Origin of the sequence: Halomonas sp. N3-2A, from assembly GCF_002216165.1 — a bacterium.
Classification (GTDB): domain Bacteria; phylum Pseudomonadota; class Gammaproteobacteria; order Pseudomonadales; family Halomonadaceae; genus Vreelandella.
The window spans coordinates 3,595,311-3,611,838 of record NZ_CP022286.1 but is presented as its reverse complement, the minus strand read 5'-3'; the positions used below and the strand labels follow the sequence as shown (position 1 = coordinate 3,611,838).

Sequence of the window (16,528 nt, the reverse complement as noted above, 5' to 3'; positions counted from 1 at the left end):
CGTCATCGCGGCCATGCAAGCCACCACAGTCCGCATCGCCGCCCGCCTGAGTGGTACAAATTCCGCACTACCTATCTGCTCACCGCCATAAATGCACACCTGCCGGATCGCTTTCGCGGGTGCGCTAACGCTTACGCCGCGCTACTCGCAATGTGCATTACCTTCATTAATTAGTAAGTTGGATGTTGCCGTCCAGGTAATTCAGCGCTCAACCGTTGTGAATACTCTCTTAGTTTCGGCGTCATCAGCACGATGGTGCTTTAATTGTTAAATATGGTGAGGAAAAGAGTGTTCCAAAATAAAACTGCTTTAACATAATGATTGCTGTGTGTGTCGGTAACTGCCATCTAGAGGATATTACGTCATGGAAAACTTTCTTGAGCAATTTGGGGCTTATGTTCCTTTGATCATCAATGCCGTGAAAGCATTGTTGGTGTTGATTGTGGGCTGGATTGTCGCAGGGGTAGTCAGCAGCTTAGTGCGTAGGCGGGTGAATGCGATACCGCGTATAGACCCAACGCTGGGCAACTTCCTTGCAGCCTTGGTGAAGTGGGTCATTCTGCTGGTTGTATTTATTACGGTACTCGGTCTGTTTGGTATTCAGGCTACTTCGCTGGTTGCTGTATTGGGGGCTGCCACGCTGGCTATTGGCTTGGCGTTGCAGGGCACGCTGAGTGATTTAGCGGCGGGGTTTATGCTGATTGTGTTTCGTCCTTACAAACTGGGTCAGTTTGTGGATATTGGGGGCACGTCCGGTACGGTTAAGGATCTTAACCTGTTCGTGACCGAGTTAGTGACGCCTGACAACGTGCAAATTATTGTGCCTAATGGGCAGGCTTGGGGAGCTATTATCACTAACTTCTCTCATCACTCGACACGCCGTGTCGATCTTGTGTTCGGGATTGGCTATGACGATGATGCTGATCTGGCCATGGCGATCATCAGCGGCTTGGCCGAGGCTGACAGCCGTATCCATGGTGATCCCGCACCTTGGGTAAAAGTCACTAACCTGGGAGCCAGTAGTGTGGACCTTACCGTGCGGCTTTGGGTCGATGCGGCGGATTATTGGGATGTGAAATTTGATATGACGAAAGCTGTCAAAGAAGCCTTTGATAAGCAAGGTGTTTCAATACCTTACCCGCATTCGGTAGAAATTCAGAAAGCGGGGTAAATTTTTCCGTTGATACGGTTTGTTAAGGCGCGCCCTTTAAAGGGCGCGCTTTGCTTTCGTAGTTTGTGATGGCGGTTACTCTTAATCGTCCTCGTCCCAGTGTTCCATCGCGCGTTTGTCATCGGGAAGTCGGACGATGTCGCCTACGTTAAGCTTGTGGTGGGAGTCGTGGTGGTGCCCGTGTCGGTCAAGAATGGCGGCAACGCTGCCGATGCTGACGGCATCTTCATCACGATAGGCTTCTACTTTTACCCGCACAATGCGGCCTAGATAACGGGCGGAGAGCATGGCGCCTGGGTAGGGCGGAGTGTGGTCGGGGTCATTCTTAAAAAACTCTACAACGCTTGCGCTGCCAGGTTCGTCCCATTCGATATGCTGATGCATTGTCAGTGTCCTTTTGTTGAGCTGTATCAGATAGCGTGATGTTTAAGTGTAGTGTGCGTTGGTGTGATAGAGCCAATCACTGCTGAAGCATGGAGATGTCGTGAATCCGCTGCACTCACATTCGCTGGTTGGATAGCTTTGTCTTCAAAAGAACAAGTCTTCAAAAGAACTTGTCTTCAACAGCCGTGGGGGTAATACCTTTCTGTGTGCTGTTTTCACGTTGGTTAGTGCATTAACCGATTCTTGCCGATGGTATTGGCTTATTCGTGTTGAATAGTATGGTTAACACTATGACGGCGGGGGCAGTGCTATTGGGCAAGCATTTGAGCGTTTAACCAACAGGAGATCCTAAGCCATAAGAGACGTTAAGTATCCGTATGCGAGTTGGGAGGTGGCCGGTAGGGTTTGTTACTCCTTGATGGCGAGTCTCGGGTAAGCCCTGAGGTTTCCAGGCTGAAGGTTTGTAAACGGGTAGGGCAGGCATAAAGGCGCTGTAGTAAATCAGCAAGCGCTGCTTCATCTAGCTCTGGGTCTAAGCCCCCCAACCGTTCTAGCCACGTGCGCCTGATGGCGATGTAGGGAGGAACAGCGACGCCTGCGCCTAAAAAGCACTGGAGTAAGCGTTCGGATAAGCGGGGTGGTTCGCTGCCAATCAAAAGAGCATCCAGCGTGTACGTGTCTAGCTGGGGATAAAGTAAACACCATAGTTTGGCTGTTAGCGCCCGTTGCTGCATTGCAATCAACAACCAATCAGCTTGGCTGAGATATGCGGCTTGATTGATCCTTGCGCCCAGTGGCTGGGAAGGGGTAACAAGAAAGTGCGCGCGGTAGCGTTGCTCAATGTCCGGCACGCGCGGATCGGCGGTGGCGCTGGTCACGATAATGGGAAGTGTGTGGTCTGCAAAGCCTGTTTGGCGAATAGCGCGCAGGTGACGTGGTAAAAGGGCACCTGTGACTGACGCATCAACAATAAAGCAGACCGTGCCCATGTGAGTGGCTTCCTGTGTTGTGAAACCTGTTTGTTATTAAATCTATCGGTTTGTAATCAATTGTAGGTGTGAGTTTCTTTTGGTATCAAGCTAAAGTTTACAGTGATGAGGAAAATAATAGATGCTTGACATGCACCATGTTGGTGCTTGCGAGTCTCTGGTTGGTCTTTATTGGTGCGTTTTTCTGAGCTAGGTGGCTTTTTAGGGCTAAGTTCGTTCTTTCGCAGAGCATTATGCTACATGAAGAAGCGCAGTATTTTATTTTTTATCTTTTATAAAACAAATGCTTGTTGTTTTTTTATGCCATATTGGTGCAGAGTTGGCATGTTCCGTGCTTGGTATTAGGCAGCGGCTAGCGGGTCGTAGGCAGATGCCTCTCGGCGTGCTACAACGATAGCCGGTTTGTTTAATAACTCTTTTATCGGTAGCTTACTGTCACAAGCTTAAGCCACGTTCATACCGGAGGACACTATGTCAGCCAAGACTCTCGCGCTAATCGAAGAACATGATGTTAAATGGGTAGATCTGCGTTTCACCGACACGCGCGGTAAAGAGCAGCACGTCACCGTACCGGCACGGGACGTGGACGAAGAGTTTTTTGAAAATGGTCAGATGTTCGATGGTTCCTCTATCGAGGGCTGGAAAGGCATCAACGAATCCGACATGATTCTTCGTCCTGAAGATGGCACTGGTTTCCTCGACCCCTTCACCGAAGACGCTACCCTGATCCTGCGTTGCGATATCATCGAGCCTGCCACTATGCAGGGCTATGACCGTGACCCGCGTTCTATTGCCAAGCGCGCAGAAGCTTACCTGCAGTCCACCGGCCTGGGCGACACCGCCTTCTTTGGCCCTGAGCCTGAGTTCTTCATTTTCGACGAAGTCCATTGGAAATCTGACATTCAGGGTTCCATGTACAAAATCACCTCTGATGAAGGCGCTTGGGCGACCAGTAATCAGGTAGAAGGTGGCAACTTGGGGCACCGCCCGCGCGTTAAAGGCGGCTACTTCCCGGTTCCCCCGGTTGATAGTTTCCATGACATGCGTGGTGCAATGTGTAACACCCTGGAAGCGATTGGCCAGACCGTTGAGGTTCACCACCACGAGGTTGCTAACGCGGGTCAGAACGAAATCGGCGTTAAATTCAACACGTTGGTGAAGAAAGCTGACGAAGTTCAGGAAATGAAATACGTGATCCACAACGTGGCTCACGCTTACGGCAAAACCGCTACGTTCATGCCGAAGCCGCTGGTAGGCGACAACGGGTCTGGTATGCACGTACACCAGTCGTTCTGGAAAGATGGTCAGAACCAGTTCGCAGGTGACGAGTACGCTGGGCTTTCCGAAATGGCGCTTTACTACATTGGCGGTGTGATCAAACACGCCCGTGCTCTGAACGCCTTCACGAACGCGTCTACTAACTCGTACAAGCGTTTGGTGCCAGGCTTTGAAGCGCCGGTTATGTTGGCCTACAGCGCTCGTAACCGTTCTGCCTCTATCCGTATTCCGTACACCGCCAGCCCGAAAGGTAAGCGTGTTGAAACACGTTTCCCTGACCCGACTGCTAACCCCTACCTAGCGTTCGCGGCGCTGCTGATGGCGGGTATCGACGGTATTAAGAACAAGATCCATCCTGGCGATGCCATGGATAAAAACTTGTACGACCTGCCGCCGGAAGAAGGTAAGTCAGTACCGACTGTTGCCAACAGCCTGGACCAAGCGTTGGAAGCACTCGATGCAGACCGCGCGTTCTTGACCGAAGGTGGCGTGTTTACTGATGATATGATCGATGCATACATCGACCTCAAGATGGAAGAAGTGGAGCGCATTCGCATGACCACTCACCCGATTGAGTTCGATATGTACTACAGCTGTTAAGAGCGATTGCTAAGCACAGCAGCTAGTATCACTCCCTCGGGTGTGACTGGCCTAAAACCCCGCTTCGGCGGGGTTTTTTTATACCACTGAATAGTGAGACGAAGAGGTCTGTTTGCAAGGGGAGAGCGCTGTCTGCGGCGCCGCACTGATGCGGTGAGTATTTTTATTGATGATGAGTCATGTGCACTATAATGGTGCAATAAGTGGCAAGCTGACCGCTCGGACTGCGCTATAACGGCACGCTACATCCCCGCCCCCTGCTCATTAGCCGTGCAAGTGGTCAATTGGCGCGCTTTTTGCAGTTTCTCTTTCATACGCTCGATAACGCTATTTTTTTACAGCGACGCTTCAGGATACGCCATGTACCAGCGCTTACTTGAACACCTCACCACCGCAGTCTTACTGCTAGACGGTGAACTCCGTGTTCGTTGGATGAACCCGGCAGCGGAAGCGTTGCTAGCGGTGAGTTTTAGCCGTGTGCAGGGCATTAGTTTAGACACGCTGTTAGGGGGCGATGAGAGTATTGATGATGTCCTCGCTAAAGCGCGGGATGCCTTTCATCCCTATACCCAACGCGAAGCACGCATTACGCCGCTGAACAGCGAGCCATTAACGGTGGACTACACCGTGACCCCGCTTTCAGCCGATGAACTATTACTCGAAGTAGAGCCCCGTGATCGGCTGATGCAGATTTCCCGGGAAGAAGCGCTGACCACCCGGCAAGAGACCATCAAAGTGTTGGCGCGGGGCTTGGCTCATGAAGTTAAAAATCCCTTAGGCGGGATTCGCGGTGCTGCCCAATTATTGGAGCGCGATCTGGACGATCCGGCACTACGTGAATTCACCCATATTATTGTGGAAGAGGTGGATCGGCTGCGAGATTTGGTCGACTCCATGTTGGGCCCCAATCGCATCGTCAAACATGAGCCGGTCAATATCCATAAGGTGTTAGAGCGGGTGCGAGCACTGCTGATTGCCGAGCATCCGCATGTTGAGATCCGTCGTGATTATGACCCGAGTTTGCCGGATCTTTCAGGCGATGAATCTCAAATGATCCAAGCGGTGTTGAATGTGGCACGTAACGCGGTACAGGCCATGAGTGATGCAGCAACGCCTTCGCCGGAACTTATGCTGCGCACCCGCGCGCGGCGCCAATTTACTCTGGGGGCTGAACGCCATCGTTTAGTCAGTGAAGTGGGGGTTATTGATAATGGCCCTGGCATACCTGAAACGTTACGTGAAACGCTTTTCTATCCCATGGTTTCTGGGCGCGCTGAAGGTAGCGGCCTGGGGCTATCAATTGCTCAATCGATTTTGCACCAACATCAAGGATTGATCGAATGCGACTCACGTCCAGGGCATACCGAATTTCGTTTACTGATTCCATTGGTTGTTAATTTCACCGGAGAAGCGTCATGACTGAGGCGACACAAACCGATGTAGCACGAGTGGTTATTGTCGATGATGACCGCGCCATCCGTTGGGTATTAGAGCGGGCCTTAGCGCAGCCAGACCTGGATGTAGAGTGTATTGAACGCGCCGATACCGCGCTGGAGCGACTGTTAGAAAATCCACCGGATGTGCTGGTGACTGACATTCGTATGCCCGGCATTGATGGGCTGGATTTAATGTCCCGGGTGCGTGATGCACACCCTGACCTGCCGGTGATTGTGATGACCGCGCATTCGGACCTCGACAGTGCCGTGGCGTCTTACCAAGGGGGCGCCTTTGAATACCTGCCGAAACCCTTTGATGTGGACGAAGCGCTGGCGCTGGTGCGCCGTGCGGTCGCTCATGCAAGAGAGCGCCAGCGCCCGGTCAGCGTGCCGGAAGGGTTGAGTGCTGAGATTATTGGTGAAGCACCTGCTATGCAGGAAGTGTTTCGCGCCATCGGGCGGCTTTCCCACTCCCACATCACGGTGTTAATTAACGGTGAGTCTGGCACTGGTAAAGAGCGTGTTGCTCAGGCGCTCCATCAACATAGCCCGCGAGCGGGCAAGCCGTTTATTGCGCTGAACATGGCGGCGATTCCCCGGGACTTGATTGAGTCCGAACTATTCGGCCATGAGAAGGGCGCGTTTACAGGGGCAGCGCAACAGCGCCAAGGTCGCTTTGAACAGGCTAACGGCGGAACGCTGTTTCTCGATGAAATTGGTGACATGCCCGCTGAAACGCAAACGCGCTTGCTGCGTGTGTTAGCGGATGGTGAATTCTATCGTGTGGGCGGCCATACGCCTGTAAAAGTCGATGTACGTATTATTGCCGCGACCCATCAGAATCTGGAATCGTTGGTTGACGATGGGCGGTTTCGCGAGGACTTGTTCCACCGCTTAAACGTGATTCGCGTTCATCTGCCGCGCCTTTCCGAACGTCGGGAAGATATTCCGCGTTTAACGCGTCATTTCTTAGCGGAAGCTGCCAAAGAGCTGACCACCGATATCAAGGTGTTAACGCCCGAAGCAGAAGCGCATCTTACCCGTTTGCCGTGGCCGGGTAATGTTCGTCAATTAGAAAATATTTGCCGTTGGCTAACGGTCATGGCTTCCGGCCGCGAAATTCTCATTGAGGACTTGCCCCCAGAACTGCTCTCGGTCAGCGCTTCTGAAGGTAGTGTTTATGGCGATTGGCGTTCCGCGTTCAGGGATTGGGCTGACCACGCCCTGGCAGAAGGCCATACCCATCTGCTGGAAGAAGCCGTGCCAGATTTTGAGCGCATTCTGATTGAAACGGCGCTGAAACATACCGGTGGGCGCAAAGGGGAAGCTGCCGAATTGCTCGGCTGGGGGCGCAATACTCTTACCCGTAAATTGAAAACGCTGCTGCCTGCGCTAGCAGATGATGCCTAACCGACCTTTCTTTTAACAAATAACCTGTTAGCGACCAATCTATTCGCAACCCATCTGTCAGCGGTTACTCCGCCGCTGGCAGTACAAAAACAGCATCTGCTAATGCAGAGTCGGGTGACTCGCAGGTTTCTGTTGACCAGGGCAGTAAGCTGAAGGTGTGATCTATCCCCAGTCCATCAAGTTGGTTTGGCACTCCGTCGTGATAAATCACATGGCCCAAACCCATCAAGCCAACGGCCAATTTACCCTCCAAGGCGGCGTCAGCCAGCTCTTCAGCCATCGCGACATCCCAGCTAAGTTGGGCCTGTAAAAAGCGTTTCAGCATAGCGGGGTCGTCGTCACCCATTGCATGCTGGTCAAATACCTCTTTTAAGCGCCTTTCATAGCCAGCGCTTGGCGGTAACGGTGCAGGTATATGGTGTCGCTGGTCGGCAGGCACGCTGCTGAAGCCGTCACGAGCTAAGCGCTGACGCAGCTCGGGAGTAATGTTTAGGGCGATCAGAGGAATCTGTTGAACACGCGCGAAATGGAGAATGGGTAAGTAAAGATCAGCATCAAACCCCCAGTTCTCCTCCCAGCCGGACTGTTCCAACAGCGCTTCTTCGGATAACAAGCCCGCAACCCAATCATCGAGTGCGGGTTGCGCTTCCCGGGGCAGCATTTCTAACCCGATGACCATATCGTCACGCAGCGCGTAAAGCCCCGCTAGGGTGTGCAACTGCCAGCGGTGGTGGTCAACGGCATCATGTTGCTCGCCCAATAGGACAACCTGGTGCTGTATTGCTTGGGCTAAAACAGCGCTGTTAGCAACGACATGTTGCGATTGCCACCACTGGCCAGGAAGAGGGCAGCTGGCATGAGCCGCTAAAGGTAGCCAGCCTAGAGTCATGGCAGCGATGAAATGGTGGCGCATGGGCGTTGTGTCCTAGCGTTCTTCTGCTTTAAGGCGATTGATCTCAGTCAGAATAGCTTCTGCTTCTTCCGTCAATGTGGCGTTAGACCTCATGTCACCATTGCGCGAAGCTTGCATTGCGGCCTGTAATTTACGCTCGTAATCTTGCTGAAGCTTTTTCTTGGGATCGCGTTTAAATAGACCAAGCATGAGTATTCTCCTGTTGTTTGTACATTATTTGTATAGCTTTGCTTGGCGTATGTCGACTATTTGTTGTAACACTTCGTTAGCAGAAGTACGTTTGCGGTCCATGTTGAGCTAAATAGCGCGGCTTTAAGAGCGTTATTTTCAAAGGCATGGTTTTTAAAGAGATAGTTTTTAAAGAAATCGCTATTGAAGACACAGCTCTAAAAACCGCTCGAAATCGGAAAGTATTGTATCGAGACTGTTCTGCAGGCGATGGTCATCGTCAATCATGCGTAGTGAAAGTCGCTGACAGCGGGCATGTTCAATGACTGGGCCTGGCGGTACGACATCATCTCGCCAGCCATGAATGATATGCGTGTGTTGTGCCTGCAGTGTGATTGAGGTTTGCGGGTAATCTGGCAAACCAAGAGCAGGGGCTAATAAAAAACAACCTAACACAGGTTCCTGGGCACTCACCGCTGCACTTAACCATCCGCCGAGACTGGAACCCGCTAAAACACAGTTAGCCAGTGTGTCGTTGCGTTCGTCAATCACGGCAAGTAAATGCGCTAAACGCTCCTGCGGCTCTTTTAAGCCACGGTAGTCCATGACGACGGGTTCGCAGTTCTCAAACTGCTCAGCAACCCCTTTTAGCGCTTGCACCTTCAGGGCACCAGGCCCGCTTTCCAGGCCGTGTGAAAGGTAAATCGTCACCATGGCCATTAGCTACTTGCGGAGCGCTGAATAGCTTCGCCGCCTCGTTCAATATCTTCGCCTGCGCCGCGAATAGTGTTGCAGCCACTTATGAGCAGAAGTGTCACCATCATCAATAAACTGATCGCCATTGCACGCTTCATCGAAGGAATCCTCATCAACTGGGCACTTGTAGAGCGGTTTTAGCTACGCTGTCATTAAAAATAATCGTTGCAGGCAGTTGGTGCCATCAATTTCCCATCGTTTGAGCGCTGGCTGGCCGTGTGATTTTGTCGCATGTGTCAGTTTTAGCCATGAAATAGCGGCGTTTATCTCTTAGCCTGGTATTGCGGTTAGTTTTTAAGATATTGTTTTTGATATGTTTTGTTGTTAAAAATGGCACTTGGCCTATTGTCTGCAATAACCTGACTACAGCCGTAGTGTTGTTACTCTAATTTTTAAGTGGAATTAATCGCCAAAAACGCTTCGCAGCAACGTTAGCCACAATGAGTAAACAAGCGTGAGCAGGCTAATAGGTAATTAGGGAAGGCATGGAGCCATATTAGCAAAAGGATGTGAAAGGACATTTAGCCTGCTCACCCTTATCAGTGTAAGGAAACGCTGATCATCACCGCCAGGGAACAGCATTGATGCAAAATCACCATCTCGTGAAAGCGAGGTGGTTTTTTTGCGTCAATTAATTGTTTTTAACACTTTGATTCTTATGTATATTTAACTTTTCCATATTTTTTGAACAACTTTTGTATCATTAAGCGTGACATTTTGGTCTATCCTCTGGTGTAAACCAAAATGTAGCGGTTAGAAGACGTCAACGTCGCAGCCGCACACTTCCAGGGACAAGCGCTATGGCGATGGTATTGATGTTATGCATGTTTGTGCTGTTTCTAGGGTTTTCGGGAGTCGGTCTTTATATGATGTTCAAGACATCGTTTATGACCACAATAGAGGATCGTGACGATATGCCTCCCGATATGTAGATAATTAAAACAATAGATAGTTAATCGACAATACCAAAAGCCACCTGCGTCCACGTTGGTGGCTTTTTGCTTTTATTGATACGGCGTTGAGCGGCCAACCTCAGAGGGTTATCCCATCCAATAAAGACTCAGTAGCGCAAAGCCATAGCCCATGGCTGCGCCAGCAATGACATCGCTGACATAGTGCAGCCCAAGCCCCACCCGCGAAATGGCAATCAGTAAACTAAGGGGAATCACAATAGGTAGCAACCAGGGGGTATGAGCGGCGACCAACACGCTAAACATCACCGCATGCATGGTGTGACCACTGGGGAAGCTGTATTTGTCTCGGGCAGGCTCGCCACAGTGGACGCCACCGAGGTAGGTGATGAACGGACGTTCGCGACACAGCCGCGTTTTTACCAACTTATAAATAGCGACTGCAAACAGTGCGATGGCGCTGTACTGCATGATTCGCCAAGCACCGTTAGGCTGTAACCAGGGCTGTGCAGCGATTAATAATACCCAGACAGGCCAGTCTCCCAGCTTACTTGCCGTTTGCAGCGTTAGCCGCCAGGGGCGATAAAGCGATAGGTGTGTTACCCGTTGGCAAAGCTGCCATTCAAAGACATCAAGACGATCGAATACGACAAGCGGACGCGGACGCATGGTGAGCCTCCTGGGCGTTTTGTAAATAGCGTAAGAACTGCTCTGCGATTCCCGGCCAGCTTTGCTCTAGCGCGCGTAGGCGGGCGGTTCTACCTAGGCGGGCGTAGTCAGCAGGGTGCTGGCATAACGCGACGGCAGCCTGTTGAAAGGCAAGCGTATCGCCAGGGGGAACGGTGATGCCGTTGTGCCTGCTTTGAATCAGCTCAGCGCTGGCGGCGTGGTGATAGGCCACGACTGCCAGCCCGCTGGCCATGGCTTCAGTCACCACATTTCCCCATGTTTCTGACTGAGAGGGGAAAATAAACATATCGGCACTGGCATAGTGGCGTGCTAGTGCCTGTTTATTCACAAAACCGGTGAAATGAGCATCTGGTAGCGCTTTTTGTAACTGAGCGCGGCCTGGGCCATCGCCAACAATGACGTGTGCCATATCGGGGCGTACGTCACTCATGGCCTGCAGCGTTTCTTGCAGTAACGCGAGGTTTTTTTCTGGGGCTAAGCGGCCCACATACAGCGCAACAGGTTGATGTTCGCTAACCCCCCACTGTTCGCGTAGGGTGTCGTCGCGGTGGGCTGGGGAAAATATATCGCCATCAATGCCGCGTGAAAGCACTTTTACACCGCGGATATCCTGAGCGCGTAGCGCTTCAGCCTGTTGTTGAGTGGGCACAAGGGTAAGGTCGCAGCCGTTATGGAAGTAGCGTAAATATCGCCGCGTGGCGGCAGCTAGCCAGGAAACCCCGTAATCATGGCAGTAGTGATCGAAATTAGTATGCCAGCCAGCCACTAAAGGTATGTTCAGTTGGCGTGCAGCCTGTCGAGCTGCCCAGCCCAGCGGGCCCTGGGTTGCCAGATAAATAGAGTCGGGACGATGCTTCTGCCAGAAACGGCGAAGTTTTGAAGGTCTGGCAAGGCCAATCTGCACAGCGTTATAACCCGGTAGCGCTAACCGCCGAACCTGAAGCTCTTGGGAAGGTTCTTGGTAGGGTTCTTGATACTGTTCTTGAGACGGTGCTTGAGAAAGCCCTTGAGAACGCTCTTGAGCAACATTGATGGCGCTGGCAGCCATGCTTGGTTTAGGGCGAATAACATCCACTGTTACCCCCAACCGAGTGAGTTCACGGCATAGCCTATTTAAGGTATGCGCAACACCATTTATTTCTGGTGACCATGTTTCGCTAACGATACAGAGTCGCATGGGCGATCCATCCCTTTATCACGTTTTTACTCACTATTTCATTCACTATTTCATTGACTATGCGTAGCGACAGTGACACTGCCAAGACAGCCTGGTGAACATGGGATGACAGGCCACCATTTTTAATGGTGAAGCCGCTAGTGAATGGTGACGCCTTAGCAGATCAAGATGTCGATCAGGTTGCATTTTTATAGTTATCAAAAAAAACGCTAAAAAATAAAACTTTAAGAAGAATGACATATATCGGTTTTAAGGTAGCTGACGACGAGGTAAACATATCCTCGATTGTGCCTTCGCAATGCGCAATTAAAAGCTCGGTAAGCAGCTTAAACATAATTTTTCGATTTTTATGACGACCCTTTTCTGACGAATCTTGGGTTGAAAATAAATTGAATTAGAAGACTTCGGTATCTGAATTCTCTTGTAACTAAAAGTGCTGATAACAAGCGCTAACTACTTTAATGGGATCAATCATGTTTAAAAAGGCGACACTTGCTCTAGCTATTAGTGGTTTGTTGGGTGCCTCTGCGGCTCAAGCGGCGGTGGTATATGACCAAGACGGCACGACGCTAGATATCTACGGCCGCATCGCTATGGGGTTTGAAGGCGGTGGTGAAAAAAATGGCGTTGATAATGGCGAGGAGTTCCGTAATTTTGGTTCTCGTTTGCGCTTTACGGCAGGCCATCAAATCAACGCTGACCTGCGCGCGTTTGCACGGGTAGAGTGGCGTTTTACTGGGGATGAGCGTAGCCGCCCGGGCTTTGACGAAGTGCGTAATAGCTACCTTGGTCTCGAAAGTAAGCAGTACGGTACGTTCATGGCGGGTAACTATAACAGTTACTACGATAACTACGTGATGACACCGTTCGATGTTTATGTAGAGCGTGGCTATGAATTTGCCGGCGGTGGTCTTCAGGCGCGTGGCGACTCACTTGGCTATAAAACGCCTGAAATCAACGGTTTTCAGGCTGTTTTCTCAGCAAAACACTTTTCTGAGCGTGGCCTCACTGAAGCGCAGCAGTCTAGCGAAGGTAGCGTTATCGCCACACAAGGTGGCGTCGTTTACGCGACTGGCCCCTTACGTTTAGCACTCGGTTATGTAGAAGATTCCGTGCGTGGCGGTGGCAACGGTGAAACACGTTTTGGTACTACGGCCGAGTACGACATCAATGACGCTTTCTCTGCGCGTTTAGGTTATGAAACTCGTGGTGATAACGATAAGCGAGGAGGCGGTTTCGACACAGTAGGCCTAGGTGGTAGCTTTGCCACCGGCGCTTGGACCTTCTATCTCGATTATTACAACATTGACGTGGACAACGCTGATAAGGATCGCGATGCTTGGGCCGCTGCGGCGCATTACGATGTTTCTAACAATTTTGATGTGTTTGTCGAGCTAAATGATGCTAATAAAGATGCCAATAATAACTTCGAAGATGATCTGTATTATGCAGTAGGTGCTCGCTATCACTTTTAAATGATAAATAGCTTCCTTAGCGTTTAAGTCACTTATTAAGATCGTTTTGCCGATGTGCTAAAAGTACATCGGCTTTTTGCGTTATGCTATCTATGATAATAATTAAGTGGTTTTAGAAAGCGTGCATGAATACGCCTTGGTAAGGCGTGGTTAGTCTAAGAGTTTCTTTGTCGCTGGCGTTTGGCGCTTTTTCTCGCGGCGACGCTGCTTGGCTAATGCGTTGCCGTTAGCCAGTTCCTCTAAGTAGGCGATTTCTTCGTCGCTGAGCGGTTTGCGCGGTTGGTTTGTCATTGATGTCACCACATTGTCAGGCCTTTCTGGCACGCTAACGATGAACGATGACATCAATATGAAAGGAGCCATTAAGATGCGTTTTAGCCGCTATGGGATTGCGCTAGGGGGAGTCACTTACCAAGAGGAGGGGCTTGCGGGCCGTTTCTATTGAGTGAAACGGCCCGGTGTACTCACATCGTCATGATGCTTTCAAAACCGCCATAAATAAGACGCTGGCCATCAAAGGGCATGGGATTAACGTCCATTTGTAAGCGTGGATCTTCCATGACTTTTGGCATAGCGACATCGCGTACCGCTTTGGAAGGCCACTCTATCCATGAAAAAACAACGCTTTCGTCATCTTTTCGCTTAACCGCCATGGAGAACGAGGTGACCTCTCCTTCGGGAACATCATCTTCCCAACACTCTACCACTCGCAGTGCGCCGAACTCTTTGAACACTTCTGCGGCGGCGCGGGCGTGCTCAATAAACTCAGATTTATTAGCGGTCGGCACGGCAGCGATGAAGCCATCGACATAGGGTGTGGCGGTAGTGTTCATGCTGTTTCTCCTGCGTTTGCTTTGGGTGGGAGTTCTCGAGCGGGGCGTACTTCAATGCTGCCCAGCCGAGCTGGCGGGATGCGGCTAGCCAACTGCAGTGCCTCATTCAAGTCGCGAGCTTCCAGTAGGTAGAAACCAGCCAGTTGCTCTTTGGTTTCGGCAAAGGGGCCATCGGAGATCAGTGTCTCGCCATCACGCACGCGCACGGTGGTTGCGGTCTCCGTTGGTTGCAACGGCTGCCCGGAAAGGTAGTTGCCGCTGGCGCTCAGGCGCTCGACCCCCGCGATACACTCCTGGTTGAGGTCGTACCACTCCTGTTCGCTCATGGCATTGATGATTTGCTCCTGGTAATACACTAGCGCAACGTACTTCATGGAGCGTCTCCTTCGGTGGCTAAAGAGCAGTTTTCTGACGGAACGTTGACCATCCAGCCGACGCCAAAGCGGTCGGTTACCATGCCGAACCCTGGCGACCAGAAGGTGGCTTCGAACGGCATGACAATCTTTCCACCCTCCGCTAGTTGAGCAAAGGTTCGTGCGGCTTGCTCAATATCCCGATACTCCAATTGAATCTCTACCCCTTGAGGTGGTGTATAGCAGTCAGCCGCCATATCGGCACCCATCAAGCGGCGTCCACGCAGGTTCAGCGAGGCATGGATAACGTGGTCATGAAGGGCAGGCGGTACGTGTTCAGCGGCAGGCGTTTCAGCGTAAGTCAGTAGGCATTCCAACTGGCCACCAGTGACGTCGGCATAAAACTGCATGGCCTCACGGCAAGTGCCGGGAAAGGCAACATGCACGTTCATGGCATCCGGCACACGCGCAAGGTTACGGTGCTGCTCAATGCCAGCACCGGGCTCAAAATCCTCCAGCGAGAAGTAGCGCCGCAGCTCAAGCGTCACGTTGCCATCGGCATCTTGGGCGGGCCACTGCTGAGCCCAATGAATGGCCTCTTCAAGTGTGGGTGCTTCTAGTACGCTGTAGCCGGCAATGCGCTCACTGGGGTGCGAAAAAGGCCCTGGGATAATGGTGGGAGTACCCTTATCGAAGCGGATCAGGCAGCCATCGCTGGTTGGATGTAAGCCATCACCGCCTAAAAATACACCTGCCTCCGTCAAACGCTGGTTATAAGCGGCCATGTCGGCAAGCAATTCCTGGGAGGGCATAACGCCATTTTCGGTATTGGTATCGGCACGGCGAATTAGCATGAATTTCATTGAGAGTCTCCTGGATGATCAGAGGGGGTACTCTCACTAGTCGTTTGGGGCGAGCGGAAATCGACATAGGCTAGATATTATTTTTAGTGATCGGACTATTTGGTTGATTTCCTCCTGCCATCGGATGCGGATTAAATGATCTTATTGCGTAGCAACTATCTTCTGACGGCGCGCCGCGACATGATCGAGGAAAGCTCGAAGCTGTGGCGTGACCAGTCGGTTACCCGGGTAGTAAAGGTAGAATCCCGGCTCCCTCGGACACCAGGACCCTAGCACCTCAACGGCATCGCCGGCCGATAGCAAGTCCCACACCTCCGGCTCAAGGAAATAACCAATACCAAGGCCGTCCTTGACCGCACGCAGTCGTGTTGCAACATCGTTAGTACACAGCGGACCGGTCACGGCTACTCGAACGGATCGCCCTTCGCAGCCGAATTCCCACTGGAAGAGATGTCCTCCACTGGGCCAGCGCATATTGATACAGGCATGCTCCTTCAAAGCAGCGGGATGTTCCGGCGTGCCTGCACGAGCCAGATAGACTGGCGATGCCACCGCAATCCAACGTAGTGGATTGCTCATCGGCACTCCTACCATATCTTGTTCCAGACTCTCCCCGAGTCGCAGCCCGGCATCGCACTCACTAGCCACCACATCTTCCAGACGATCAGAAATGACGATCTCGACTTCAATTCCAGGGTAAGCCTCGGCAAAGCTCGCTAGGTGTGGTGCCAGCGCATAAGCAGCCCCAGTGGATGACGAATTGATCCGCAACCGACCGCCAAGCTCATCCTGTTGCTCCTGTAACTGCGCTTGAGCCGCTGAGATCTCTCTCAGGGCGGGCCAAACCCGCTCATACAACTGTTGCCCCGCCTCAGTTGGTCGTGTGGTGCGGGTAGTCCTGTTCAATAGGCGCTGTCCCAGACGTGCCTCTAGCCTCTGAATCGTCTGGCTGAGTGCTGAAGGCGAAACATTTAGCCATTCCGCCGCTCGCGCGAAATTACCGCGCTCGATGATTGCCACGAAGGCACGCAATTCTGCCACATCACTACTTTTCATTATTCATTACAGCTTCATAGTTCATAAATATATCGATGTATTCTGTCAATTTAAGAACAAATCTA

The 16,528-nt window shown here is 51.5% G+C and carries 18 protein-coding genes; 5 read left to right on the top strand and 13 right to left on the bottom strand.

Annotation, left to right across the window (positions count from 1 at the left end):
• Positions 1-364: 364 nt before the first annotated feature.
• Positions 365-1,171, top strand: coding sequence for a mechanosensitive ion channel family protein (locus tag CEK60_RS16805; protein WP_089039991.1), 807 nt, complete (start codon positions 365-367; stop codon positions 1,169-1,171).
• Between the two features lie 81 nt (positions 1,172-1,252).
• Here CEK60_RS16805 and CEK60_RS16800 read toward each other — a convergent pair whose 3' ends face one another.
• On the bottom strand, positions 1,253-1,555 hold the full coding sequence (locus tag CEK60_RS16800) for a hypothetical protein (RefSeq protein ID WP_089039990.1): 303 nt from the start codon (positions 1,553-1,555) through the stop codon (positions 1,253-1,255).
• Positions 1,556-1,920: 365 nt separating this feature from the next.
• Positions 1,921-2,544 (bottom strand): hypothetical protein, encoded by a 624-nt coding sequence (locus CEK60_RS16795; RefSeq protein ID WP_089039989.1) that lies wholly within the window; start codon positions 2,542-2,544, stop codon positions 1,921-1,923.
• Between the two features lie 471 nt (positions 2,545-3,015).
• On the opposite strand from CEK60_RS16795, the gene glnA reads away from it, so the two are divergent.
• From glnA to glnG, 3 genes are all read left to right on the top strand, one after another.
• Complete coding sequence (gene glnA, locus CEK60_RS16790; protein WP_089039988.1) at positions 3,016-4,422, top strand: glutamate--ammonia ligase; 1,407 nt, start codon at positions 3,016-3,018, stop codon at positions 4,420-4,422.
• Positions 4,423-4,782: 360 nt separating this feature from the next.
• Positions 4,783-5,841, top strand: coding sequence for a nitrogen regulation protein NR(II) (gene glnL / locus CEK60_RS16785; RefSeq protein WP_089039987.1), 1,059 nt, complete (start codon positions 4,783-4,785; stop codon positions 5,839-5,841).
• Positions 5,838-7,268 (top strand): nitrogen regulation protein NR(I), encoded by a 1,431-nt coding sequence (gene glnG, locus CEK60_RS16780; RefSeq protein ID WP_089039986.1) that lies wholly within the window; start codon positions 5,838-5,840, stop codon positions 7,266-7,268. The genes glnL and glnG overlap by 4 nt, the downstream gene beginning before the upstream one ends.
• A gap of 64 nt (positions 7,269-7,332) precedes the next feature.
• Here glnG and CEK60_RS16775 read toward each other — a convergent pair whose 3' ends face one another.
• The 6 genes from CEK60_RS16775 to CEK60_RS16755 all read right to left on the bottom strand — a co-directional run bounded on the left by CEK60_RS16775 (position 7,333) and on the right by CEK60_RS16755 (position 11,883).
• Positions 7,333-8,181, bottom strand: a complete 849-nt coding sequence (locus CEK60_RS16775; RefSeq protein WP_089039985.1) for a ChaN family lipoprotein — start codon at positions 8,179-8,181, stop codon at positions 7,333-7,335.
• Positions 8,182-8,193: 12 nt separating this feature from the next.
• Positions 8,194-8,370: a DUF6435 family protein gene (locus tag CEK60_RS22185; RefSeq protein ID WP_157698052.1), complete on the bottom strand. Its 177-nt coding sequence runs from the start codon at positions 8,368-8,370 to the stop codon at positions 8,194-8,196.
• Positions 8,371-8,550: 180 nt separating this feature from the next.
• A complete protein-coding gene (locus CEK60_RS16770) occupies positions 8,551-9,063 on the bottom strand; it encodes a YqiA/YcfP family alpha/beta fold hydrolase (RefSeq protein WP_089040959.1) in 513 nt (170 codons plus the stop codon).
• Between the two features lie 5 nt (positions 9,064-9,068).
• Positions 9,069-9,203, bottom strand: a complete 135-nt coding sequence (locus CEK60_RS16765) for an entericidin A/B family lipoprotein (protein WP_089039984.1) — start codon at positions 9,201-9,203, stop codon at positions 9,069-9,071.
• A gap of 942 nt (positions 9,204-10,145) precedes the next feature.
• On the bottom strand, positions 10,146-10,685 hold the full coding sequence (locus CEK60_RS16760; protein WP_089039983.1) for a phosphatase PAP2 family protein: 540 nt from the start codon (positions 10,683-10,685) through the stop codon (positions 10,146-10,148).
• The gene (locus CEK60_RS16755) at positions 10,648-11,883 is read right to left on the bottom strand and encodes a glycosyltransferase family 4 protein (protein WP_089039982.1); all 1,236 of its coding nucleotides are present in this window, start codon (positions 11,881-11,883) and stop codon (positions 10,648-10,650) included. Before CEK60_RS16755 ends, CEK60_RS16760 begins: the two co-directional genes overlap by 38 nt.
• A 473-nt stretch (positions 11,884-12,356) precedes the next feature.
• Between CEK60_RS16755 and CEK60_RS16750 the strand changes: the two genes are divergently transcribed.
• On the top strand, positions 12,357-13,358 hold the full coding sequence (locus CEK60_RS16750) for a porin (RefSeq protein ID WP_089039981.1): 1,002 nt from the start codon (positions 12,357-12,359) through the stop codon (positions 13,356-13,358).
• Between the two features lie 150 nt (positions 13,359-13,508).
• Here CEK60_RS16750 and CEK60_RS22180 read toward each other — a convergent pair whose 3' ends face one another.
• The 5 genes from CEK60_RS22180 to CEK60_RS16730 all read right to left on the bottom strand — a co-directional run bounded on the left by CEK60_RS22180 (position 13,509) and on the right by CEK60_RS16730 (position 16,463).
• A complete protein-coding gene (locus CEK60_RS22180; RefSeq protein WP_157698051.1) occupies positions 13,509-13,649 on the bottom strand; it encodes a hypothetical protein in 141 nt (46 codons plus the stop codon).
• A 173-nt stretch (positions 13,650-13,822) separates the two neighbouring features.
• Positions 13,823-14,191 (bottom strand): DUF1428 domain-containing protein, encoded by a 369-nt coding sequence (locus CEK60_RS16745; protein WP_089039980.1) that lies wholly within the window; start codon positions 14,189-14,191, stop codon positions 13,823-13,825.
• The gene (locus CEK60_RS16740; RefSeq protein WP_089039979.1) at positions 14,188-14,565 is read right to left on the bottom strand and encodes a YciI family protein; all 378 of its coding nucleotides are present in this window, start codon (positions 14,563-14,565) and stop codon (positions 14,188-14,190) included. Before CEK60_RS16740 ends, CEK60_RS16745 begins: the two co-directional genes overlap by 4 nt.
• A complete protein-coding gene (locus CEK60_RS16735; RefSeq protein ID WP_089039978.1) occupies positions 14,562-15,407 on the bottom strand; it encodes a YciI family protein in 846 nt (281 codons plus the stop codon). The genes CEK60_RS16740 and CEK60_RS16735 overlap by 4 nt, the downstream gene beginning before the upstream one ends.
• 141 nt (positions 15,408-15,548) lie before the next feature.
• Positions 15,549-16,463 (bottom strand): LysR family transcriptional regulator, encoded by a 915-nt coding sequence (locus tag CEK60_RS16730; protein WP_089039977.1) that lies wholly within the window; start codon positions 16,461-16,463, stop codon positions 15,549-15,551.
• Between the last annotated feature and the right edge of the window lie 65 nt (positions 16,464-16,528).